General features: G+C 43.5%; 21 protein-coding genes and 1 riboswitch. Of the genes, 7 read left to right on the top strand and 14 right to left on the bottom strand.

The features are described 5' to 3' along the window. The first annotated feature begins 139 nt into the window (after nucleotides 1–139). Both IDJ75_RS06650 and IDJ75_RS06645 read left to right on the top strand, forming a co-directional pair. Nucleotides 140–889, top strand: a complete 750-nt coding sequence (locus IDJ75_RS06650; protein ID WP_191174790.1) for a hypothetical protein — start codon at nucleotides 140–142, stop codon at nucleotides 887–889. 5 nt (nucleotides 890–894) lie between these two features. After that, nucleotides 895–1,230 (top strand): Rieske (2Fe-2S) protein, encoded by a 336-nt coding sequence (locus IDJ75_RS06645; RefSeq protein WP_191174789.1) that lies wholly within the window; start codon nucleotides 895–897, stop codon nucleotides 1,228–1,230. Between the two features lie 134 nt (nucleotides 1,231–1,364). Here IDJ75_RS06645 and IDJ75_RS06640 read toward each other — a convergent pair whose 3' ends face one another. From IDJ75_RS06640 to IDJ75_RS06605, 8 genes are all read right to left on the bottom strand, one after another. Further along, nucleotides 1,365–2,246 carry a bifunctional 5,10-methylenetetrahydrofolate dehydrogenase/5,10-methenyltetrahydrofolate cyclohydrolase gene (locus tag IDJ75_RS06640; RefSeq protein ID WP_191174788.1) on the bottom strand — a complete coding sequence of 294 codons (882 nt, stop codon included), beginning with the start codon at nucleotides 2,244–2,246 and terminating at the stop codon, nucleotides 1,365–1,367. A 6-nt stretch (nucleotides 2,247–2,252) separates the two neighbouring features. Continuing rightward, nucleotides 2,253–2,588, bottom strand: a complete 336-nt coding sequence (locus tag IDJ75_RS06635) for a hypothetical protein (RefSeq protein ID WP_191174787.1) — start codon at nucleotides 2,586–2,588, stop codon at nucleotides 2,253–2,255. 11 nt (nucleotides 2,589–2,599) lie between these two features. Then, nucleotides 2,600–4,387, bottom strand: a complete 1,788-nt coding sequence (lepA, locus tag IDJ75_RS06630; protein ID WP_191174786.1) for a translation elongation factor 4 — start codon at nucleotides 4,385–4,387, stop codon at nucleotides 2,600–2,602. A gap of 59 nt (nucleotides 4,388–4,446) precedes the next feature. Then, entirely contained in the window at nucleotides 4,447–5,214 is a 768-nt protein-coding gene (locus IDJ75_RS06625) for a CPBP family intramembrane glutamic endopeptidase (protein WP_224746502.1), read from the bottom strand. A gap of 3 nt (nucleotides 5,215–5,217) precedes the next feature. Continuing rightward, on the bottom strand, nucleotides 5,218–5,760 hold the full coding sequence (locus IDJ75_RS06620; RefSeq protein ID WP_191174785.1) for a hypothetical protein: 543 nt from the start codon (nucleotides 5,758–5,760) through the stop codon (nucleotides 5,218–5,220). 82 nt (nucleotides 5,761–5,842) lie between these two features. Next, entirely contained in the window at nucleotides 5,843–7,432 is a 1,590-nt protein-coding gene (locus IDJ75_RS06615; protein WP_224746501.1) for a hypothetical protein, read from the bottom strand. Nucleotides 7,433–7,531: 99 nt separating this feature from the next. Beyond that, on the bottom strand, nucleotides 7,532–8,809 hold the full coding sequence (locus IDJ75_RS06610) for a DNA polymerase Y family protein (protein WP_317173743.1): 1,278 nt from the start codon (nucleotides 8,807–8,809) through the stop codon (nucleotides 7,532–7,534). A 223-nt stretch (nucleotides 8,810–9,032) separates the two neighbouring features. Next, complete coding sequence (locus tag IDJ75_RS06605) at nucleotides 9,033–9,557, bottom strand: DinB family protein (RefSeq protein WP_191174783.1); 525 nt, start codon at nucleotides 9,555–9,557, stop codon at nucleotides 9,033–9,035. Nucleotides 9,558–9,754: 197 nt separating this feature from the next. Between IDJ75_RS06605 and IDJ75_RS06600 the strand changes: the two genes are divergently transcribed. Then, nucleotides 9,755–10,336 (top strand): hypothetical protein, encoded by a 582-nt coding sequence (locus IDJ75_RS06600; protein WP_191174782.1) that lies wholly within the window; start codon nucleotides 9,755–9,757, stop codon nucleotides 10,334–10,336. After that, a complete protein-coding gene (locus IDJ75_RS06595) occupies nucleotides 10,326–10,991 on the top strand; it encodes a hypothetical protein (protein WP_191174781.1) in 666 nt (221 codons plus the stop codon). The genes IDJ75_RS06600 and IDJ75_RS06595 overlap by 11 nt, the downstream gene beginning before the upstream one ends. Before the next feature lie 6 nt (nucleotides 10,992–10,997). Here IDJ75_RS06595 and IDJ75_RS06590 read toward each other — a convergent pair whose 3' ends face one another. The 6 genes from IDJ75_RS06590 to IDJ75_RS06565 all read right to left on the bottom strand — a co-directional run bounded on the left by IDJ75_RS06590 (nucleotide 10,998) and on the right by IDJ75_RS06565 (nucleotide 20,489). Next, nucleotides 10,998–11,384 carry an acyl-CoA thioesterase gene (locus tag IDJ75_RS06590; protein WP_067058329.1) on the bottom strand — a complete coding sequence of 129 codons (387 nt, stop codon included), beginning with the start codon at nucleotides 11,382–11,384 and terminating at the stop codon, nucleotides 10,998–11,000. Nucleotides 11,385–11,440: 56 nt separating this feature from the next. Then, on the bottom strand, nucleotides 11,441–13,765 hold the full coding sequence (gene metE, locus IDJ75_RS06585) for a 5-methyltetrahydropteroyltriglutamate--homocysteine S-methyltransferase (RefSeq protein WP_191174780.1): 2,325 nt from the start codon (nucleotides 13,763–13,765) through the stop codon (nucleotides 11,441–11,443). A gap of 172 nt (nucleotides 13,766–13,937) precedes the next feature. Next, nucleotides 13,938–14,130: riboswitch (cobalamin riboswitch) on the bottom strand. A gap of 379 nt (nucleotides 14,131–14,509) precedes the next feature. Next, nucleotides 14,510–15,838 carry a DEAD/DEAH box helicase gene (locus IDJ75_RS06580; protein WP_317173747.1) on the bottom strand — a complete coding sequence of 443 codons (1,329 nt, stop codon included), beginning with the start codon at nucleotides 15,836–15,838 and terminating at the stop codon, nucleotides 14,510–14,512. A 316-nt stretch (nucleotides 15,839–16,154) separates the two neighbouring features. Next, nucleotides 16,155–17,495 carry a BamA/TamA family outer membrane protein gene (locus IDJ75_RS06575; protein WP_224746500.1) on the bottom strand — a complete coding sequence of 447 codons (1,341 nt, stop codon included), beginning with the start codon at nucleotides 17,493–17,495 and terminating at the stop codon, nucleotides 16,155–16,157. A gap of 160 nt (nucleotides 17,496–17,655) precedes the next feature. Beyond that, nucleotides 17,656–19,110, bottom strand: a complete 1,455-nt coding sequence (locus tag IDJ75_RS06570; protein WP_191174778.1) for a TonB-dependent receptor — start codon at nucleotides 19,108–19,110, stop codon at nucleotides 17,656–17,658. A gap of 104 nt (nucleotides 19,111–19,214) precedes the next feature. Beyond that, nucleotides 19,215–20,489: a DUF5690 family protein gene (locus IDJ75_RS06565; protein ID WP_191174777.1), complete on the bottom strand. Its 1,275-nt coding sequence runs from the start codon at nucleotides 20,487–20,489 to the stop codon at nucleotides 19,215–19,217. A gap of 155 nt (nucleotides 20,490–20,644) precedes the next feature. On the opposite strand from IDJ75_RS06565, the gene IDJ75_RS06560 reads away from it, so the two are divergent. From IDJ75_RS06560 to IDJ75_RS06550, 3 genes are all read left to right on the top strand, one after another. Beyond that, nucleotides 20,645–21,085 (top strand): DUF6326 family protein, encoded by a 441-nt coding sequence (locus IDJ75_RS06560; RefSeq protein ID WP_191174776.1) that lies wholly within the window; start codon nucleotides 20,645–20,647, stop codon nucleotides 21,083–21,085. 74 nt (nucleotides 21,086–21,159) lie between these two features. After that, the gene (locus IDJ75_RS06555; protein ID WP_191174775.1) at nucleotides 21,160–22,329 is read left to right on the top strand and encodes a DUF3095 domain-containing protein; all 1,170 of its coding nucleotides are present in this window, start codon (nucleotides 21,160–21,162) and stop codon (nucleotides 22,327–22,329) included. Continuing rightward, a complete protein-coding gene (locus IDJ75_RS06550; RefSeq protein ID WP_191174774.1) occupies nucleotides 22,329–22,751 on the top strand; it encodes a BLUF domain-containing protein in 423 nt (140 codons plus the stop codon). Before IDJ75_RS06555 ends, IDJ75_RS06550 begins: the two co-directional genes overlap by 1 nt. Nucleotides 22,752–22,757: the final 6 nt, after the last annotated feature.

Below are 22,757 nucleotides of genomic sequence, written 5' to 3'. Positions count from 1 at the left end.
ACACTTTTGTGCCGAAACGATAAAGGTAAATACCGCCCCGGCTTTAAGGCTATTGTTAAATTGACATTTTAACAATAAAAAAGTATTATAAAAACTTCTATTTCAGTAAATTTAACTATTATTACTTGAAATTTATCGTATGAAGAAACTATACATGCCCCTTGTATTTTTTGCATTCCTCTGCCTTAGTTCATGCGTTGATATTGAAGAGCATTATGATTTTAAACCTAACGGATCATGCAACGTGGTATACGGTTTTGATATGAGCAAAGCTGTATCGGTATTGGTAAACCTAATGACCGATTCTGTTCGCGAAACGCCCCAGTTTAGCCTGGTTAAGGACACCACTCTTAACTTTTACAGTGCACTTCCCGATAGCATCTCCCAAAAAATGACCACCGAAGAAGCAAAGATGGCCCAAGGCAGCGATCTGGCTATTAAAATGGACCTGAAAAAGAGCCTGATGAAGGTGAGCATTAAACACGAAGCAAAAGATGCCGCCGATTTGCAGTATTACCTGGAACACCTGAGTAACATATCCATGAATAGCCCAATCACCAATGTAACCAAAAAAACATTTGATGCACAGCCACTCATAACCGGGCAAAGTTATTACAGCTACGAAATAACCGAACACAAATTTTACCGTATTATAGATAAGGTTAAATTCAATGCTTTTTTGAAAAAAGCGGGGTCTAAATTTGCCATGGCTAAAGCAATGTTAATAGATATGCCTTATAAAGTGGTGCTTAATTTTGCCAAACCGGTTAAAAAAATGAACAATTCAAAAGCCATACTATCGGCCGACAGGCGAACAGTGACCCTGGTAACCAGTATGGACGAAGTGATGAAGAACCCAGCCTTAATGAACCTTAAAATAGATTTTTAGCGCCCGTGAAATGGTATGTAGTACCCGGTATTGAACTTACAGGCCAGCCATTCATCAAAAAGATCAAGCTAAGCGGAAAGGGCATCATTATTATTGGTTACCAAAACAACCTTTATGCATTAGGTTCCGCCTGCCCGCATGCCGGTGCCGAATTGAGCGGCGGGTGGTGTAAGGAAGGCAAAATTATCTGCCCTTTTCACCGATATTCTTACGATCTGAAAACAGGTAAAGGCAGCCCCGGTCAAAACGACTATGTAGATAGCTATCCTGTAGAAATGAGAGCAGGAGAGGTGTATGTAGGGATTGATACGCTCTGGGACAGAGTATTTGCAATTAAATAAAACCTCTATGCAATCGCCCGGCTCCTGCCGGGTGATGACTATTAATCGGCCTCTGGCCGCAGTATATGAATCGGCCGGAGGCCTTATAATAGTAGTCACTCGGCAGGAGCCGAGCGACTGTGTTTTTGATAATACTATTGGTATACCTCTTTATTAGCCGAAGCCAGCGTATTTTTCAACAACCCTATAATGGTCATCAGCCCAACGCCGCCCGGTACCGGGGTTATCCAGGATGCTTTTTCGGATACGCCTTCAAAATCAACATCGCCATAAAGTTTAAAGCCCGATTTAGTTACGGTTGAAGTTTCGCGGTTCATACCTACGTCAATTACCACAACGCCATCTTTAACCATATCGGCAGTGATGAAATTCTTTTTACCGATGGCTACGATCAGGATATCTGCATCCAGCGTAAATTTCTTTATATCGGGTGTGCGGCTGTGGCAAATAGTTACGGTGCAGTTACCCGGTGTAGTATTACGCGCCATCAGGATGCTCATGGGCGAGCCAACGATGTTACTGCGACCAACCACAACACAATGTTTGCCTGCGGTCTCAATACCGTATTCTTTTAGCATCAACGTGATGCCATAAGGCGTGGCAGGGATAAACGACGGCAGGTTGCGCTGCATTCGGCCAAGGTTAACGGGGTGGAAGCCATCAACATCTTTGCGGTGGTCAATGCGTTCGGTTACCTTCTCCGGGTCGATGTGCTTAGGCAGGGGCAGTTGTACAATAATGCCGTCAATATCCACATCGGCATTTAGTTCAGCTACTTTGGCAAGCAGTTCTTCCTCGCTTACATTATCCTCATAACGTACCAGGGTAGATTTGAAGCCCACCTTTTCGCAGTTCTTCATCTTACTGGCAACATAGGTTTCGCTGCCGCCATCATGGCCAACTAAAACGGCTACCAGATGCGGCTTGCGGCCGGTGCGCTCTAAAATTTTAGCCGCTTCTTCGGCTATTTCACCTTTAAGTTTTTCTGATACGTATTTTCCGTCGAGTAATTGCATTATGCTTTATATATTTTTGAGCCAATCAATAGGTAATGGTGGTAAGTCTAATTCTACCTGCTCCTCGCTTTTTATAAGCCTAATAACCGGCATATTAGCCAAACTGAGATTAGTTCCCTGTTTTATATTTATTTTAGAAACGATGCTTTCAATAGTTTCAATTCCTTTGTTAAGAAGCGAATTGATAATCATATCTGGTTCGTTTTCAGTATGCAAATTCACGAGATACACAGGTGATTTATCTTCATAAATCACCCATTCTCCATAAGAAAAATCTCCCAAATCAATAACTTTTCTGATACCAGTTAGCGTATAAAAACTTACCAGTAAATATCGAGTCACAATAATTTAGTTTAATCAAGTTTCAAAACCGCCATAAACGCGCTCTGTGGTATCTCTACATTACCAACCTGGCGCATGCGTTTTTTACCGGCTTTTTGTTTCTCTAAAAGTTTTCGCTTACGCGATATATCACCACCGTAACATTTAGCGGTTACATCCTTACGCATGGCCTTAACCGTTTCACGGGCGATGATCTTGGCTCCAATAGAAGCCTGTATAATGATCTCGAACTGCTGGCGTGGTAAAAGCTCTTTCAGCTTCTCGCAGATCTTTTTACCAAAATCATACGAGTTACCGCGGAAGATCAATGATGATAAAGCATCAACCGGCTCTGAATTTAATTTAATATCCAAACGTACCAGGTCGCTTGGGCGGTAACCTATCTGGTGATAATCAAACGATGCATAACCTTTTGATATGGTTTTTAGCTTATCATAAAAATCGAATACGATCTCGCCCATCGGCATCTCAAAAACCAGCTCCACACGATCAGACGTTAAGTACGATTGATTTTTAATAAACCCGCGTTTCTGGATACAAAGCGACATTACCGGCCCAACAAAGTCGGACTTGGTGATGATGGTGGCTTTAATATATGGCTCTTCTACACGGTCAATTTTACTTGGGTCGGGCAGGTCAGATGGGTTGTTCACTACAATTTCTTCGCCCCTGGTAGAGTATGCCAGGTATGACACGTTGGGTACGGTAGTAATAACCGTCATGTTAAATTCGCGCTCCAAACGTTCCTGAATGATCTCCATGTGCAGCATCCCCAGGAAACCACAACGGAAACCAAAACCCAGCGCTGCTGATGATTCCGGTTCAAAAACCAAAGAAGCATCATTCAGCTGCAGCTTCGCCATTGATTCGCGAAGCTCTTCAAAATCCTCAGTATCAACTGGGTAAATACCCGCAAATACCATTGGTTTTACTTCTTCAAAACCCTGTATACCTTGTTCGCACGGGCGGTTAATGGTGGTAATGGTGTCACCAACCTTTACCTCGCGCGATTCTTTGATGCCCGAGATGATATATCCCACATCGCCGGTTTTAATTACATCTTTTGGTAATTGCTTTAACTTAAGCGTACCAACTTCCTCAGCTATATATTGCTTTTCGGTAGCGAAGAATTTTACTTTATCGCCTTTGCGGATCTCGCCGTTAACCACTTTAAAGTAAGCCACAATACCACGAAACGAGTTATAAACCGAGTCAAATATCAACGCCTGTAGTGGTGCTTCCGGGTCGCCAACAGGGGCGGGCACACGCTCAACAATAGCGCGCAGAATATCATGAACGCCCATGCCGGTTTTACCCGATGCGGCAAGGATCTCTTCGCGTTTACAGCCAATCAGTTCAACAATCTGGTCTTTAACCTCCTCGGGCATAGCGCCGGGAAGATCCATTTTGTTTAATACAGGGATGATTTCCAGGTCGTTCTCTAAGGCCAGGTAAAGGTTTGATATGGTTTGCGCCTGTATACCCTGCGCCGCATCAACAATAAGCAATGCGCCCTCGCAGGCTGCTATGGAGCGCGATACCTCGTACGAAAAATCTACGTGGCCGGGGGTATCAATCAGGTTCAGGACATATTTTTGTCCGTCGAGTTCATAATCCATCTGGATGGCGTGGCTCTTTATGGTGATGCCACGTTCGCGCTCCAGGTCCATATCATCAAGCAATTGTGCCTGCGATTCGCGCTGGGTGATGGTGTTTGTGTATTCTAATAACCTATCGGCAAGAGTACTTTTGCCGTGGTCAATATGTGCTATGATACAAAAATTACGTATGTGCTTCATTCAACCGCAAAAATAACTTTTTAAGCGGATAAATTGGTATGTAATTTTGCCTAATGATTTTACTTAGGTTGTTGCAATAGTTCAAACAGGCAGGCGGTTAGGTTGAAGCAGAAATGGAAAAATATGCCATACCAAATTGTGTTTTCGCGCACCCTTTCATAACCTATAAATAACGCGAAGGGGATAAGCCAAAAAAGAGATATAAAACTGAGGTGGATAATGGCAAACAAAAACGCGGAAATATAAACCGCCTGTGTTGTATCTGATACCTTTAAAAGACTCTGCAGCAAATACCCCCTAAAGCCTAATTCTTCAAATAAAGCGGGCGTAACAGCGGTGAAAAATACCACTAAAAAAATGGCGTAATAGTTATCGCGGGAGGCATTAAACAGATGCTCTTCATGCGAGAAGATAGTTATGTTTAGCCAATTTACAGAATAATGCACCAGGAAAGCCCCGGCCATGGCTATACCACAATATGCCGACAATTTTTGCAATGAAAACCCCGGCCACTTGAGCAGTGCTTTATTCTCTTGCCAATTAATGGCAAAAAAGCCAGCGGTTAAAAGAATGCCTGCCACCTCAAGAACCAGGTACCAGGCCATTTCCTGGAATGCGTCGGTAAACTTACTTAAGCAGCATAAAAGCAGGTACAGTGCGTAAAATATCGAGGCCTGTTTCAGCAAGTTCCATTGGTCGGCTACTTTTATTTCAACTGCTGATTGCCTGGCACCGCAGATATTGCAAAATTTGCTATCGGTATTAAGTAAAGCCGCACATTGTACACACGCCTTAGTTGCAGGCGGTTCAATTTCTTCGCTAAGCAATGGTTAATCTTTTATGTTGTGTTCTTTTTTAAATTTTTCCAGTTCAAGGGCCGATTTAATACCGTTTATCAGGTACCCTATGATAATTATTTTAACAATAATGCCACTTGCTATGTTAACCGGGTTATCAATAATAAGCAGTATTTGAACAATGAGATAAAGCACCAGGCCAGATACAATACAAGCCAGTGGCTTTTTCCTGCTATAACTCCCCAATGCCAGAAATAAGACAGCTAAAATTATTGAAGGTAAAGTATAGGCAAGTACGTTTGGGTCATCCTGCTTTAAAAAGAAGCTGATGATACCGCCCAGCAAGGAAAACCCCGCCAGATAATACAGCGAATTTCCAGCCCTTTTTACCTTATCGTTATAGTCCTTATAATCTATATTATTCGCTTCAATATGGCTAAGGAATATCCGTTGTTCCTGTTCGGTACCTTTTATTGGGTAACCACAGCTGGTGCAAAAAACATCATCGTTTATAACTTCATTAAAGCAGGAAGCGCACCTCTCTTTTGGTTGCGCTATAGTTAGGCTATCGTCCATTTTTTTGTTAAGATTTAGATAGCCTAAGATAAATTATCCAAATTGATTACAGAAGAAAATTTTGTAATTTTTAGTAAATGCCTTATTGAGGTACCGCCTGCACAAAAACCGGTGTTTCTGTTGCCACAACTTTTAATTCTCCGTTTACAGGGCTTACTTCACTACTAATCATGACATTGGCACCGGGTTTCAGACTGTAAATTATGGCTTTTGCGCCTGCACCCAAATTAAGCGTATAATCGGCTGTACGGCCTTTTTGGTCGGGCACGGTAAGCACATAAATGATGCTTTTCCCCGACTGATACTTATCTACCAAAGGATCAGCATTGATGGTGCCTTTGTACACATAGTTGCCCATCAGTTTGTTGGTTTGCAAAATATAATCGGCAGCGGGGCGTCGTTTGGGGCTTTCGGCCAGGCCGGATGTCATGTACTGTTCGGGGTTATTAGGGGCAGCATCAAACAACTGGTAAAAAAACAGGCGTTTAACGCCGTGGCGGGCATACATTAATGAGGAGCGCAGAATCCAGTCGGCTTGCGTTACCAAGGCCGGTTTATTGCTAATTGGCGGCGCGTGCTGATAGCTTTGCTGATTAATATCATAACCTGTTTCTGTTACCCAAACCTCGGGCTTGTTTTTTAACCCGTTTGCCAGTTTTACAAAGCCATCGGCCACACTGCCGGATAGGGTAAGTTCGGGCGCTACGCCAGTTGATGCCCGTTGGTGGGTAAATACGCTGCCATCATTTGCATACAGGTGATAATTGATCACATCAAAACACAGGTTAATGCTGCCATCGGGGTTTAAACCGCGATTGGCTTTACACCAGTCTATCATTCGTTGTACGTATTTTACATCGGCGGTAGCAAGGCCACCCATTACCACCATCATGTTTGGGTCGGCAGTTTTTACACCGGCGTTGTTACCCAGTGTGCCCATGTGCCCGTCATAAAAAGCCGATAGGTTTGCGGCATATTCTTCCGGCGATTGGGTGGCTTTGTCGCCCTTCCACCAGCGGTCGGGTTCGTTACCGCACTCAATGTATTTGATGAGCCCAAGGCCGATCTTAACGGTGTTTACCACATCGTTTTTCCAGCGGGGGCGGCCATCAACTTTTACAAGATTTGGGTTTATTTTCGTGTTCGAACCATATCGCGCAGCAAACTGAAAAGCGGTACGGGCCTGTATTAGATACGAAGCAGGTTTTGAACGGTCAGCCCCGTAAGGTGCTGGGGCGTTCTCATCGTCGCGCTGGTCGGCAGGGTAGGTGTCCATCATCCATACCGGCAGGTTTTTGATATCGGCCACAATCATTATACTATCCTGCTTGCAGCGACTGTAAATAACATCGTAATACCAATTGCCATTGTTGGTAGGGTTATAAGTGTAGTTGCCCTGGGTGTTCTCGAGTTTATTCCAGTTCAGGTAATGCCTTACAGCGCTAAAGCTTTTGATGAGCGCCATATTGGCTTCGTAAATATGGTTACGGTCGTTTTTAGCCGCGGGGTTCTCCAAAAAGTTCCATTCGTAACCGTTTATGCCGAACATGTTTTTCAGTGGCGTTTGGTTACTATCTATAGCGTTTGCTTCGTGGGGATTAATAACCCTGACTGTATCTTTTACCAAAACTGTTGCCGTATGCCGGTTATGGCACTGGGATAAGCCAAGCATGGCGATTAACACAGAAAATATAGACCGGTAGCAAAACACCATATAAAATTATAGAGGCTTAAAGGTAATAAAAATGCTAAATGCGGAGAGGTGGGGAAGCTAACTCTTATAATCCAGATCGGTCAGATCTTTCACCGAGCCAAAGCCGATCACATCTTTTATCACCTTGCCGTCCGTCATTTCTACAGCGCGAATGAGCTTATCTGACCCAAACTTATCTTTTATCTGGTGCATGGTTTTCAGGGCTGTTTCCTGCTTTTCCATGTCATCAAACAGGCTGTACAGCATATTACCATTGTTTACAAAATTGGTAACAGCCACGCGCATTTGCGTTATCTGTGTATTAAGGATAGGGCCGCATTTGGTTGCTTCCTCAAACTTTGCCATGCGGATGCGGATCATCCGCATTAAACTAATGGCATCCTGTACGGGCACGCTGATAGTAAAGGCATCGTCCCAGCGGGTATCATCGGCATAACGCGCGGTAAACCCAACCGATTTACAGTGAAACTTATGATGCACCATGCGTTTCTCCAGCGTAAGGCAAAGCGTCATAAACAACTGGTCGATGTAGTTGATATGCTGGCGCTTTTCGGCCGAGATCTGGCGCATTGCCTGCATACCTTTGTACTCATGCGCTACAATGTTGGTTTCGATAAAATTGAGGCGGTAATGCCAGTAAACACCATCAATACTTTTAAATATACTGCGCAGCCTTTCGGGCGGGGCATAGCGCATTTCCAGCGGGGTTTTAATACCGGCGCGTTCCAACCGGTATGACATGTTTGCGCCGATGCCGGGCAGGTCGCCCAGTTTCAACTCGCTTAAAACCGAATCGATATTTTGCGGGGTTATCATCATCAGCCCGTCGCGTTTTTTGCCCCTAACGGATGCCAACTTAGCTAAAAAAGCATTTGGCGCAATACCAACCGAACAGGTAAGCCAGTCGCCCACTTTGGTTAGGATATCCCTTTTAATGTTCATGGCCATTTGCATGGGGTCAACATTTTCGTAGTTGCTAAAGTTTACAATAGCTTCATCAATACTTTTAGGTACCACATCGTTGCAATACTCGCGCATTACGTTAATAATTTTTGTATGATACTGCCGATAACGGGCGGGGTTACTTTCAACCGGTACCAGATCGGGGCATTGGGCCATGGCATCGTTAAGGCGCATGCCGGCTTTAAGCCCGCGCTCTTTGGCTTCGGTAGATAATGATATTACGCAGCCATACTTGCCTGTGTAAACACAAACGCCAACAGGGCGGCCACGCAGCCAGTAGTTGGTTTGCTGCTCGCAGCGGGCAAAATAGCTGTTCATATCAACAAACAACACACGCGCTTCGGCCTTTATCTCTATCTTATTCTGGTTCACATACAAATTTGCTAATTATTTTAGCAAATACAAATATTTATATTTGTTTATTTAACCACAAAGGACACAGGAGAAAAAACACATAGGGCACAAAAAGAAACCAACAACCTCTTTTAGAATATTAATTCTCTGTAACCCTCCGTGTTTTGTGTGGTTAAAACATCAAAACAAAAAATGCCACCCTGCTGACCAGGGCGGCATTTTACAAATTTCCGGTTCTTAGTTAGAACAACATTTCGTTAGGCGGGGTTACACCTTTTAAACGGATGTAAATAGTTGTTTGGCCACGGTGGTGGGTTTGGTGCTCAAAACCTTTTGCCAGCATTTGGCCGCGGGTGGCTTTCATTTTACCCATGCTTACTTCTTCTTTGAACTGCGCTTCGGTCATGCCCTGTATGGCGCCGATGGCATAGTCGTAGCTGTCTAAAACTGCTTTAGTGGTAGCTTCTTTGGTTTGCTCAACGGTTTTTTCTACAGATACATCTTTACCCAGCGGGCTTACCTTACCGCTTGCCATACCTACAAAAAAGTAGTTGGCATCGGCCAGGTGCAGCATCTGGCCCGCAAAGGTACGTACCTCTGGCGTGGCTTTAAAGGCGTAGCCATCGGCAGGCATAGCATCTAAATAAGCTTTGGTGTAGGCTTTGGCGCGTGTCCACTCGCCAACAATTTGGTCTTTGGTTAATTGCGCAAATACCGAGGTACAGGCAAATGTTAGCATTACTAACAGGAATGATAGCTTTTTCATGATGATTTAAGTAATTAGTTTTTCGTTGGATAAAGGTAGCTATTTTGATTTAAGCTGTTATAAATCGCTTGCAATTTACTTCGCTGTAGAGCAGGCTGTTAGTGAAACATGGCAACATATCAAAACCATTTAATTGTGCTGCTGTTTATTGTGGGGATATTAAAAATCCCACAAAACCTTAAACCCGGGCCACGCCTATGAAAAAACTTCTGATATGCCTTTTGCTGTTATCTGCAACCGGTGCCTCCGCGCAGCAAGACGCGACAATTATTAAGCACGATTTTGAAACCATAGTGGCCTACACCCACCAAAAAAACATGGATAAAGTTATTGAGATGACCTATCCTCAAATCTTTAAAATTATGCCCAGGGCTCAAATGAAAGCCATGGCCAACGGGGCACTTGATGGGATGGGCATTAAATCCATATTTGAAGAAGTGCCTTTAATGTTAAAGCTGAGCCCGGTAAAAAAACTGGCAAATGCATCGGTTTGCCTGGGCAGGTACAATCAAAGTATGGTTTTAGAATTTAAAAACGGCGCGCTGATAGATATGATCACCAAAACTAAAATGGGTGATACTAAAGTTGAAAAAATAGGTTCAAATAAGGTGAGGATGAAAGGGACACAATACCTGCTGGCCATAAAAGACACTTATACCAATGGTACATGGAAGTATCTGCGCTATGATGATGAAGATGCCGCAACCAATGCAAAAATATTATCGAAAGAAATACTTGCTGCTGCTACACAATTAAAAAACGGTTTATATGCTAAATAATATAAAAAAGATAATCCTTTGCGCCACTGTAGTTATTGCCCTTGCAGCATGCAAAAGCAAAACTAATAATACCGGCACTACAGATACCGCAGCTAATAAAGCCGAGGTAAGCAAAACCGCGCCCGATGCAGTGGCTAACAATACGCCTGTAAGTACCGGTAAATTTGATATCAATACCATCCCGGTGAGTGATAAGAACCTGGATAAGTTTCCGTACCTAAGTCCGCCGGAGAAATACACCTACAATTATGATAAAGAGATTAAGCCGGAGAGCATAAGGGATGTGGACAAAGAGTACTTTGCGGTGAACGGCAAACTGCTGCTACAGGAAGGCAAAACCTTTAAAGCCCATATAGAAAAGGACAGGAGCGACGGCAAAAAGTTCAATAGCATACAAGTAGGCAAGTATTACGATGAAGCCATTAAAGCTTTGGGCGGCGTACAGGTTAATAATGTATCTGTACCAAAAACGCAAATAGACAGCGTTGGCAACCCCGAACTTATAGATAAACGATACGGCTATTCTATTGATTATAACCTGCTCGACAACATTAAAACGTACGTTATCCGCACCAAAACCAAACAGGTTTGGATACAGATGACTTTAATGAATGACGAAACCGGTAAAATAACCGTTTTGGAAAAGGCGATATAATACCTTTTACTTTACTATCCTAACCGGTTTTTTGTGTTCATCAATAGCTACAAATGTAAAGCTGCCGTGTATGGCCAGCTCCCGTCCCTCAGCATACATTTGCTCTATATAGATCTCTACATCAACCTTTAAGCTGGTGTTACCTACATGGCTCACTCTGCCAATCAGCTCAACAATGGTACCGGCGGGGATGGGTTTTTTAAAATCAATCTTATCGCTGCTTACGGTAACCATTACCTGCCTGCTGAAGCGGGTGGCGGTTATAAAGGCAACCTCATCCATCATGTGCATGGCGGTGCCGCCAAAAAGGGTATCGTAGTGGTTGGTAGTGTTCGGGAAAACGGCTTTAAATATGCGGGTTTCTGAGGCTTGTATTCTTTCGTCTAATGTCATGATGCCGGTAAAGGTAATAACAGGCAGGGGATAACCCTGCCTGTTGGTTGTCAGTTTTAAATTATTGATGCTTCGGTGACAGTGGCACGCATTTCTTTGGCTGCCGCTACCATTTCTGTTAACGCTTTTTTGGTTTCGTCCCATCCGCGGGTTTTCAGGCCGCAATCGGGGTTTACCCAAAGCTGGCTGTCGGGTATAACCGCCCTTGCTTTTTTAAGCAGGTGGGTCATCTCATCCTTATTGGGCACGCGTGGCGAGTGGATGTCATACACCCCGGGGCCAATCTCATTAGGGTATTTAAAATCGGCGAAAACATCCAGTAGCTCCATTTGCGAGCGGGAGGTTTCTATCGTGATCACATCCGCGTCCATATCGGCAATGCTTTGAATGATATCGTTAAACTCCGAATAGCACATGTGTGTATGGATCTGCGTATCATCCTGCACGCCACCGGCCGAAATGCGGAAAGCTTTTACCGCCCAGTCCAGGTAAGTTGCCCAATCAGCCTTGCGCAGGGGCAGGCCTTCGCGTATGGCGGGTTCATCTATCTGAATGATCTTGATGCCGGCTTTCTCCAGATCGCAAACCTCATCGCGGATAGCAAGTGCTATTTGCATACAGGTTTCTGACCGTGGCTGATCGTTCCTTACAAACGACCATTGCAAAATAGTTACCGGCCCGGTAAGCATGCCCTTCATCCATTTATTGGTTAATGACTGCGCGTAGGCCGACCACTTAACCGTCATCGCTTCGGGGCGCGATACATCGCCATAAATAATGGGAGGTTTTACACAGCGGCTGCCATAACTTTGTACCCAGCCATTTTGGGTGAAGGTAAAGCCAGCCAGTTGCCCGCCAAAATATTCCACCATATCGTTACGCTCAAACTCGCCATGTACCAAAACATCCAGGCCGATTTCTTCCTGCCATTTTACGGCTTTCTCGGTTTCGGCAGCTATGTGCAGGTCATACTGCGCCTGGTTGATGGCACCCTTTTTTAATTGTGAACGCCAGCTGCGCACCTCGGCAGTTTGCGGGAACGAACCGATAGTAGTGGTAGCAAACAACGGCAGGTTTAACAAAGCTTGCTGTTGTTGCTTACGCGATGGGAAACTGCTTTTACGTTGAGCATCACTTTCTTTTATATTTACAACACGCTGTTTTATAGATGAATTATGGATAAGTATTGATGTTTTACGTGAGGTGTTATCATGAATATTCCCGGCCAGTTTATATTGGGCATTAACACCAGGTGCATTGCCTGAAAGGCTTTTTAACAACGCTATTTCGCTCACCTTTTGTTTTGCAAATGCAAGCCATTGTTTAATTTCAGGGGTTAATACATCATTATTGCTCTCGCTTTTTAAATCGCAGGGCGAATGGATCAGGGAGCAGGATGGGGCTATCCAAACCCTGTCGGCACCCAATTTATCTTTTGCTTTTTGGATGGCAGCCAACGATTGCTCAAAGTCATTCTTCCAAACGTTGCGGCCATCTACCACACCTAACGAAAGGATGGTTTTGGCAGGCAACAGTTCCAGCACCTCATCTAACTGCTGCGGCGCGCGCACCAGGTCGATATGCAGGGCATCAACAGGTAATGATGTGGCCAGTTGCGCGTTATCGCCCAGGCGTTCAAAATAGGTGGCCAGCAAAAAATTCAATCGCGGGAACTCTTTTCTAAGCTGCTTGTAGGTATTGCGGTAAACCTGCTGCTCTTTTTCGGTCAGATCGAGCGACAGGAAAGGCTCATCAAACTGGATCCATTCGGCCCCTAAGTCTTGCAACTTGGTCAATATATCAGCATAAACAGGTAATAGGTTTTTGATCAGGTCTATCTTCTCAAAACCCGCCTCTTTCTCTTTACCCAGTAACAGGTACGATACAGGCCCAATCAGCACAGGTTTGGAAACAATACCCAGTTGCTTTGCCTCATAAAACTCATGCACTATCTTTTGCGAGAACAGGCGGAACTGCTGGTTCTTATAAAACTCGGGCACAATGTAATGGTAGTTGGTATCAAACCATTTGGTCATTTCCATAGCAACTACATCAAACCCGTTTTTTTGATAACCGCGGGCCATGGCAAAGTACAGGTCAATCTCTTCGTTATCCTGTTTCAGCATCACCTCGTTATACCGTTTTGGTATGGCGCCAAACATCAGGGAATGGTCGAGCACGTGATCATAATAAGAGAAATCGTTTGAAGGGATCAGGTCTATCCCCGCGTCTTTTTGGATCTGCCAGTTTTCGTGGCGAATGTTTTTACCTACGGCAAGTACATTTTTGTACCCCGTTTTGCCTGCCCAGTAGTTTTCGCAAACCTTTTTCAATTCGCGCTGGCCACCAATGCGCGGGTAGCCTAAATTTTGCGTTAGCATTGCTTTAATTGATTAAATGAATAAATCGGTTAAAAGCCCGTTAGCTATTCTTCGCAATGCGTTTGGGTAGGATGGATGGAAAAGTTTGGACATAGCACTCCCTTGCATAAAAATACAGGTGGTAACAAAAACTATATCAAACACACCGACCATTGCTTCATACCGCGAAAGCATTGTCAATTCAGTATGGCAGGTCTCCTGACTTGTAACATTTTTGCCGCCCTTCCCGCTCATTGTTGGTACAAGCAGTGGACATTATTGGCAAAAACCTTTTTGTGTTACTTACAGTTGCGCGACAGTTAGTGATTTGCACACTATTCCCTATTAATCTACAATTAAGTAAAACCTATACCGGTTGATGAAGGAAAGTAAAGAACTTACATCAGCGCCAAATGTAAGTATAATGGGCGAGGAAAAGATATGAAGGTGCAATTCAAATCTTCGCATTTTATCAGGCGTTCTGATGAAACGCTTTTACTTGTTGTTATTATTCTACCAACCACACGTCCCGAATGGGACGAATTTGTATAAACGGTCGTCCGAGCGGGACGATTGGTTGGTTAGTATAATCCACAAACCCATTTGTAGTCGCAGGGTTTCTCTTTGCCGTCGCCTGGCTCCAGCCGGGTGACCACTATTATACGGCGTCCCGCCGCAGTTTGCCGCTTATAGTAAGCGGCCGGAGGCCTTGTAATAATCATCACCCGGCTGGAGCCAGGCGATTGTAAATAGTGGCTTGGGTACTTACCTCGAAATATCTATCTTGATCTTACGGCCTTTTATTTTCTCATTTTTTACCAATGCTACTGTACGTTCTATGAGGTTACGTTTTACAGCGGCGTAGGAGGAGTGGTCCAGCACCTCAATCAGCCCAAGGTCTTCTTTGGCCAGTTCACCTTTTTTCAGCAACAGGCCTACAATATCAACCTTGTTTATTTTATCTTTTTTGCCTGCGGCGATGTACACCGTTGCCCATGGCGATAACGCCGGGATCTTGATCTTAGCGGATAGCTTTTCCTCTTCGGGCATCTCGTGTAAATACGCCGGCTTTTCACCGGGGTTAAGCATTAGGTAGGAAGTCCCTTTGGCATGCATCCGCGCCGTACGGCCGTTACGGTGTGTAAAGGCCTCCTGGTTATGCGGCAGCTGGTAATGTACTACGTGTTCTATTTCGGGGATATCCAGTCCGCGCGAAGCCAAATCAGTAGTAATTAATATATGGTGACTGCCGTTCCTGAACTTCAGTAAGGCGCGTTCGCGGTCGTCCTGCTCCATACCGCCGTGGAAAATATCATGCGGCAGGCCCATATCATATAGCAGGTCGCTAATACGGTCAACAGCCTCGCGGTGGTTGCAAAATACCAGTGTTGGCTTATCGCTTATTTTGCAAAGCAGTGCGAACAGGGCTTCTAAACGGTCGGCAGCTTCACTAAATACCGCTTTCTGTTTCAAATCTGGCGTAATAGCGGCATTGCTCAGGTAATCAAGTTTGGTAGGGTTACGGATACCGGTAAAGCCCGGGATCTCGTCCATTTGGGTAGCCGAAGTCAGGATCCGCTTTTTGATATTGGGCAACTGCTTAATGATGTAGGCCATATCCTCTTGGAAACCAAATTCCAGCGATTTATCAAACTCATCCAGTACAATGGTGGAAATGGCCGAGGTGTCAAAAGTTTCGCGGCGCAGGTGATGCGTGATACGGCCGGGAGTACCTATCAACACAGCAGGCGGCTGGGAGAGGTTATTCATCTCTATTTTTAAAGAGTGGCCGCCATAACAGCAGTTCACTTTAAACCCACTTCCCATACTGCGGAAAACCTGCTCTATCTGCAAGGCCAGCTCGCGCGAGGGCACCAGGATCATTACCTGTACAGTATTTACATTAGCATCAAGTAAACCCAGCAATGGTAACAAAAAGCCCAGTGTTTTACCCGATCCGGTAGGTGAAAGCAGTATTACATCGCCCTTTTTGGCGGCCGCAATGGCAGCCTCCTGCATAGGGTTTAAGGCTTGTATGTTTAAATTTTGTAGGGCTTGCTTGATCATGTATTGTTGATGAGAATTGGCAAAGATACTTCATTATAGGTTAATTGACTGCCTGTCTTAATATCTATGGCAAAGGAGCGGAATCAGCCAGTTAGTAATACGCAATTAGCATCAAATCAACTACTTATACTTTTTATAATTTACTAAATAACTGAATGCCCTGATTATGAGATATATACGAGCGTTCACGAGCCGGGGATGGCGTGAACGTGAACACTACGGGCGTTACAGGCCGTTTTAAGGGCGATTTTTGGTGCTTTAAACCCCATCCAGATCGTTAAAAACCGGTTGAAATTACAAGCAAAAATAAATTCACTTTAACTTTTGAGTTAAGCGTGTTAGTTTAAAAAGCCTCGTTCAAACCCAGGAAGAATCCGCGTGCGCCATATTTACCCCATGCGTAATCAAGGCAAAGGTTGGTACGGGTAGCTTTATTGAACAGTACGCGTAAACCACCACCATAACCCGGTTGCCATTTCTCAAACAACTTAGTACCCAGATCATCGTTAGCAGTTTGCAGGTTAAAAAAGGTAACACCGCTTATAAATTTGTTTTTTAAGATAGGGAAGCGGTATTCAACTTCAGAATAGTTGTATTTGGTGCCTTTGAAATATTGATTAACATAGCCGCGGCCACTTCTAAATGAGCCATCTCTGCCGGTACCAGCAAGTTCGAGATAAGGTACGGCACCACTAAGCAAATACGATCCCCAGTTCCAGAAAGCGATCACATGTTCGGGGTGACTGGTAGAAAGACTGATATATTTTCTAACATCGGTTGTAAATTGCAGTGCGCCTCTTGAACTGCCCAGCCACGTTTGGTTTAAACGGAACCCGGCATCTGCATAAATACCTTTATAAGCGCGGTTCTGGTTATCACGGGTGGTGTACTGCACATTAAACAGTAACCCGTTTGCTGAATAGCCACCATCATCGAAGCCATATCGGTCGTTATAAATTCTATAGGGTGTTAGGTCTGTCGCTGTAGTATTCCGTTCCTCAATATTTCTCCTTACATCAAACGATGCTCCGGCGCCAACAAAAAGTCCTTTTTGTATCTCTTTATATACTTTTTCGCGTAAGTTGAAATAAAGAGAGTTAAGTGCACGGCCCTTACGCGCCGGGTTTGTTAATATCTCATTTTCCGGGCTGTCGTAATTGCCATTGCCAATACCCATACCATAATCCGGACTAACAGTTTTAGCCACTACAAGACTGCCCTGAAAGTTATACTTGTTACCCGGTGTAAAAATATTATGGTTAACATAAAAGTAAATAATGCCTTTTGTAGTGATGGAAGCAGATGTGGCGGCTACCGATAAAAAGGTACCCGGCTCGTTGCCCAATACACGGCCAGCAACAGCCTTTATCCCAATCTGCGACCCGATAGTTGGGTTAGAAGCGATATTGGGTATAATTGTGATACCCGATGGCTTTTTCTTTACAGAATCGGGCTTGGCTTTTGGGTGGAGTATTTTATGGAACAAATCGCCAACATCATATTGGCCAGATAGGTTTTCGGCATGTTTTGTAACTTTTACAGTATCATTTTTTAAGGTATCAGTAGCGCCGGTAACCTGGCTATATGCAAGGCTGTTAATGCCTGCAAAAAACATCACTAATAAAATCTTATATAAAGCAAAACGGTTTATGCGGCCGGTTATATAGTTTAATGTATCTGTCAATTTATAATTATTTAATTTAATAAATGGTTTTATACTATAAAGGTAATTTTTAACAATAAACCCCTTTAAGTGTTTGTTATATAAGTTATATATGACCTTTATATGATTATTAGATTTAATAATCAGTCCATAAATTACAAGCTTTGAAAAAATATAGCAGTTATATATTTGCTTCGGTTTTATTGAGCGTATCTGCAGAGTACCCGAATAATGATCGGGCTTTTATTACTGCGGCAACCTCAACAGGTACATACTTTTCCCAACCCGGAGTGCCTTGTTTAATAAATTGCAGCACTTTATCGGTTTCTATCTGCAGGTTATTTTTGTTGTAATGTTCAATATCCTCAATTTTATTATTGGCAAGCAAGTATTGGTACAAGTCTGTCAAATGCGGCGGGAGCGAAAACTTCTGCGTATTCCATATCTCGCCATCGCGTAGGGTAGGGTAAATAAACAGCTTTACCTTACGGCTAAACAGGGTAGCGAAAGATTCCAGGATCCCACCCGGCAGGTCTTTATAATGCTCTTCCGAAAAAATATATTCAAGGTTGGGATAGCCCAACACAACACCCATTTTAAGTTTGGTAATTTTAGACAGGTACGCCACCAGTTTATAGTACTCATGAAAATTAGAAATAAGTACCGTTTGGCCTAACGAACAAAGGATATCCACCCGGTCAAGAAAATCCTTCTCGTCTATTTCTGCATTAATATCGGCGTCCCGTTCTTTTAACGATTGCAGCGTAAGCTCGGTAACTACAACTAAATTATTGCTATCTACATCCGGCTCGCCCATAAACTGTTCAACACCGGTATTTATCATATCCAAGTGCACATTGATGAGCGGGCGGAAACGGCCGCGTACAACTACGATATGCTTTTTATACAAAACTTCTGATGGCTGAAGGTTCTTACCATCAGGACCAAATACGGCGGCATCTGAAAAACCGAGTTTTACCAGATGCAAACTCATCAGGCGGTTATCTACCTTATCAAAACCCGGCCCTTCGAAACGGATCATATCAATCTGGATACGGTCTGTGTTCAGGTCGTCCATCAATGATTGCAAAAAAACAGTGGGGTATTCATGGTAATAAAAGCAGGCATATATCAGGTTTACCCCCAAAACGCCTACAGCTTGCTGTTGCAGGTTGTTATCATTATCAAGCAACTTAACGTGTAGCACCACATCATGATATTTGCCGTTGGGCTCCATCTGGAAACGGAGGCCCATCCAGCCATGCCCCTCATTAGTTTTATGATAGTTAAGCGCCGAAAAGGTTGCCGAAAAAGCAAAAAAGGTAGAAGTATTTCCGCGCGACTCAGCCAGGCGCTCCATGATCAGGCTGTACTCGTGGTTTAGCATGGACATGAGCCTGTTCTCGCTTACGTACCTGCGTACCTGCTGCACACCGTATATGGCATCAGAGAAAACCATATCATAAGCCGACATGGTTTTGGCTATAGTACCCGCAGCAGCACCCGCTTTAAAAAAGTTTGCAGCTACGTCCTGTCCGGCACCGATCTCGGCAAATGAACCGTAGATGGTAGGGTCGAGATTAATAGCAAGGGCTTTTTGTTTGGTACCAATATTTTTATTGTGGATGATGCTCATAAGGATAGCGATATTTAGGACAGCTTGTATAAAATACAAATACCCGGTAGACAAGTTTTAATGAACTAAGCGCCCAAATATACTAAATAACCAAGTCCCGAATTTCAAGACGTACGTAACTTTTTAAATTTTCGTGCGAAATATATGGCCGAGAATAATGTGAGGAACAACCCAATGGCCGATAATACCATAACACTGTTTGAAAAGAAATTGACCCAGTTAAGCTTCACTTTAAATACCTCTTTGGCAAGTAGTACACCTAAGCTGCCAACATAACCAAATGAATCGGCAAGGTATATCAGGAAGCCAACATTACCTGCATACCTGAACGTGGCGATTAATCTTTCAAAAAACACAGCGTTAAAGGGAATATACACCATATACAAGCCAAGGCCTACGAGTGTCATCCACCAAACGGGTGGCACATTGCCGCTGATAAACATCCATGTTGATAGCCCCGCCAGTAAAAACCCGATACCGATAAATACATGAGCGGTTATCAATGCTTTATAACTGTTACGTATCATTACCATACTGCCAATAAGCACCAGGATTACAAGAGTGATAGGGGTTTCGGTTTTTGAGAAAATAGCAGGCTGATTAAAAAAGCCCATTTCTTTCCACATTTCGGCGCTAAAATTATCGCGGATATCCCTAAAGATGGTAGCGAAAGTATAAATGAGGATACATGCTGCCAGGCCCGGTAAAAACGAGCGAACAAATGTATTTCGTAGTGCTTTGCTCATGGGGGTGCGCTCCATCCGGTCAGCAATGTCTGCGGCATCTGGCGGAGGGATCTTCTCCATCAGGTAAATAAACAGCAGGAGCGGGCCGGCAAATAAAAGCCCGGTACAAAATGGTGCCCAAAACTCATTAATGCCAAAATTTAGTATAAGCCACCCGGCCGCCGATTTTACAAACCCCGATGCAAAAATAAAGCTTACGGCCAGCGTAGCGCCAATAAAATCGGTACCGCGGCGGCCCTCTACATAAGAAAAAACCACGCCCCACAGCATCCCCAACGGGAAACCATTGATAAACAAAAACACAATATTGTAAGGCACAGGCACCAACGCAAAACCCAGCCAGCTAAACCAGGCTATGCCCGTTAGTAGTATAATAACGCTGCCACGGCCGGTGCGTTTAAGCTCGGCAATGTATTTTACGCCATAAAATTTGGCCAGCATGTAACCCAAAACCTGGCTTATAACCAAAAGCGTTTTATAGCTATACCCAGAAACGGTAATACCATCAAACGTTGCCGCGGTGAATGATTTACGGAACCCGAAGATCATGGTGTAAGCCAAAAAAACCGAAACTGCAGCGTAGATATTTACCTGTAGAGTACCGGCGGTTATTTTGGTGGGTTTTATGAGCATAGGTATCTTTTTGAATGTAATGTAGCAATTTTTGCGGGATGGTAATTATGATATATAATGTTGCTTTAGCCGTTTTTGTAACAACTTAAAGCACAAACAGTCATATATATGTGTTCATAATAACTTAAATAGATTACAATAATATAAACCATAAAATGGCCCCAAACGGTACTATTACCCGCAGCTTTGAAGACATTAAGGTAAACACCAAAATAAAATTATCCGCTTTATGGGTAAGTTTAATGTTGTTATATATATACGGCGACATATTTTCGATGTTTGTGCCTCAACGTCTTAAAGGATTATTAAACGGGCATATGGGCGTTGGTGAAACAACCCCTTACAAATTGTTAGCCGCAGCCATACTCATGGCGGTACCGGCTCTAATGGTCTTTTTATCGTTAGTATTAAAGCCGAAGACAAACCGTATTTTAAACATTATAGCGGGGATTATTTACACCATTGTTATGGTATTGGTGGTGTTAATTTCTATCGACCCGTGGTGGGTGTTTTATATCTTTTTAGGTATGGTAGAAGTTATTATAACGCTTTTAATTGTATGGCAAGCATGGAAATGGCCTAAAACCCTCGTTTAGCTCACTTCTATTAACGATTATGTATTATAAACTTCTTAAAACCTAAGAAGTGTTTTTACGTATATTTAGTATATATGCCGGTAGCAGCTAATGACCAGTTTTATGCAGAATTACCTGCACATAAAATGCCACTTGGTGAGCTTTTAACCCAATCCCATTTGTTTAATGAAATACCGCGCGGCTGGTATGTAGTGCTCACCGATATAAAGGGATCTACCAACGCTGTGTTTAGCGGCAGGCACGAAGATGTAAACCTGATAGCTACAGGCAGCATCGTATCTGTCCTTAATATCGCATATGGATTAAACATTATTATCCCTTTTTTCTTTGGGGGCGATGGCGCCACTTTTATTGTTCCACCCGGCATTATCGATAAAGTAATGCAGGCACTGGCTTCTTACAAAATCAATACCCAAAACACGTTTAACCTTGAGCTACGTACCGGCATGGTAGCAATAGAGCAGATCTACACGCAAGGCCATCATCTGCATATTGCTAAATTCAGCAGTTCAGCATCTTTCCATATTCCTGTTGTTTTGGGTAACGGCCTTAACTATGCCGAGCAGTTGATTAAAGGAGACGACGCCCTTTTATCAAATCATCCGGCCCAAACAGATGAACTTGACCTAAGCGGCATGCAATGCCGATGGGATAGGGTAGCGCCGCCGCAGGATAGGGAAGAAGTGGTTACCCTATTGGTTGCAGCCGGCGATAATGCAAGGCAGTCGGCATCCTTTAGTAAAGTGATGAATAAGATAGATGAGATATACGGCCCACCGCGCAAACGACAGCCCATATCTGTTGCACAATTAAAACTTAAAACTACTTTTAGTAATTTAGGAGCCGAAATGCGTTTCAGGCTGGGGCAGGTTAAATGGTTTAAGTTGATCACAATATGGTTAACTACATTGTACGGCCAAATTTATTTCAGGACACGAAGTGGCCGAAAGTATTTAAAGAGCCTGGTAGAAATGGCCGACACACTGGTGATTGATGGCAAAATCAATACGGTTATATCGGGCACCATCAAACAGCGTAAAGAGCTACAGCAAGCATTGGATGAACTGGAGCAGGACAGGGCAATATTATACGGACTGCACATCAGCAGCGCCTCCATCATGTCGTGCTATGTACGCGACCTTATAGACGGGCATATTCATTTTGTTGATGGCTCAGAAGGGGGATACACGCAGGCCGCCAAAATACTAAAGGAAAAAATACATTTAAACAATTTACCCAATTAATGAAAAATATAGTTTACATAAGTACCGCTGTTAAATTAATGCACGAAAATCAATTACTTGATATTTTACACAATGCAAGGCTACATAACGCGGCACTTAATATTTCGGGCGTATTGTTGTATTCCGAAGGAACGTTTATACAGGTTTTAGAGGGAAAAGATTCGGTAATTGATGCGCTTTACTCAAGGATACAAGCCGACCAGCGCCATAAAAATGTGATAAAACTGATTGATGAGCCTATTGCCGAAAAAAGCTTTTCGCAATGGCTAATGGGCTTTACAGTAACAGACAGTGCAAAAACAGAAAAATTAGTGGGCTATTTAAAATCAATAAGCGACCTTGATTTAAACGATGGCAAAGGCAGCGCCGTTGCCGCAATTAAAACCTTTATAGAAAACAATCAACTTGCTGTAAATTCATAACTGGTA

It is taken from the genome of Mucilaginibacter rigui, assembly GCF_014773275.1.
Lineage (GTDB): Bacteria > Bacteroidota > Bacteroidia > Sphingobacteriales > Sphingobacteriaceae > Mucilaginibacter > Mucilaginibacter rigui_A.
Note: the sequence above shows the minus strand (reverse complement) of the source record. Positions and strands in the feature narration are given on the sequence as shown.

What these genes read in the sequence shown, in the direction of transcription:
- IDJ75_RS06650 (WP_191174790.1), top strand. Translation starts at nt 140, where the DNA reads ATGAAGAAACTATACATGCCCCTTGTATTTTTTGCATTCCTCTGCCTT.
- IDJ75_RS06640 (WP_191174788.1), bottom strand. Translation starts at nt 2,246, where the DNA reads ATGCAATTACTCGACGGAAAATACGTATCAGAAAAACTTAAAGGTGAA.
- lepA (WP_191174786.1), bottom strand. Translation starts at nt 4,387, where the DNA reads ATGAAGCACATACGTAATTTTTGTATCATAGCACATATTGACCACGGC.
- IDJ75_RS06620 (WP_191174785.1), bottom strand. Translation starts at nt 5,760, where the DNA reads ATGGACGATAGCCTAACTATAGCGCAACCAAAAGAGAGGTGCGCTTCC.
- IDJ75_RS06615 (WP_224746501.1), bottom strand. Translation starts at nt 7,432, where the DNA reads ATGCTTGGCTTATCCCAGTGCCATAACCGGCATACGGCAACAGTTTTG.
- IDJ75_RS06605 (WP_191174783.1), bottom strand. Translation starts at nt 9,557, where the DNA reads ATGAAAAAGCTATCATTCCTGTTAGTAATGCTAACATTTGCCTGTACC.
- IDJ75_RS06600 (WP_191174782.1), top strand. Translation starts at nt 9,755, where the DNA reads ATGAAAAAACTTCTGATATGCCTTTTGCTGTTATCTGCAACCGGTGCC.
- IDJ75_RS06595 (WP_191174781.1), top strand. Translation starts at nt 10,326, where the DNA reads ATGCTAAATAATATAAAAAAGATAATCCTTTGCGCCACTGTAGTTATT.
- IDJ75_RS06590 (WP_067058329.1), bottom strand. Translation starts at nt 11,384, where the DNA reads ATGACATTAGACGAAAGAATACAAGCCTCAGAAACCCGCATATTTAAA.
- metE (WP_191174780.1), bottom strand. Translation starts at nt 13,765, where the DNA reads ATGCTAACGCAAAATTTAGGCTACCCGCGCATTGGTGGCCAGCGCGAA.
- IDJ75_RS06570 (WP_191174778.1), bottom strand. Translation starts at nt 19,110, where the DNA reads ATGAGCATCATCCACAATAAAAATATTGGTACCAAACAAAAAGCCCTT.
- IDJ75_RS06565 (WP_191174777.1), bottom strand. Translation starts at nt 20,489, where the DNA reads ATGCTCATAAAACCCACCAAAATAACCGCCGGTACTCTACAGGTAAAT.
- IDJ75_RS06560 (WP_191174776.1), top strand. Translation starts at nt 20,645, where the DNA reads ATGGCCCCAAACGGTACTATTACCCGCAGCTTTGAAGACATTAAGGTA.
- IDJ75_RS06555 (WP_191174775.1), top strand. Translation starts at nt 21,160, where the DNA reads ATGCCGGTAGCAGCTAATGACCAGTTTTATGCAGAATTACCTGCACAT.
- IDJ75_RS06550 (WP_191174774.1), top strand. Translation starts at nt 22,329, where the DNA reads ATGAAAAATATAGTTTACATAAGTACCGCTGTTAAATTAATGCACGAA.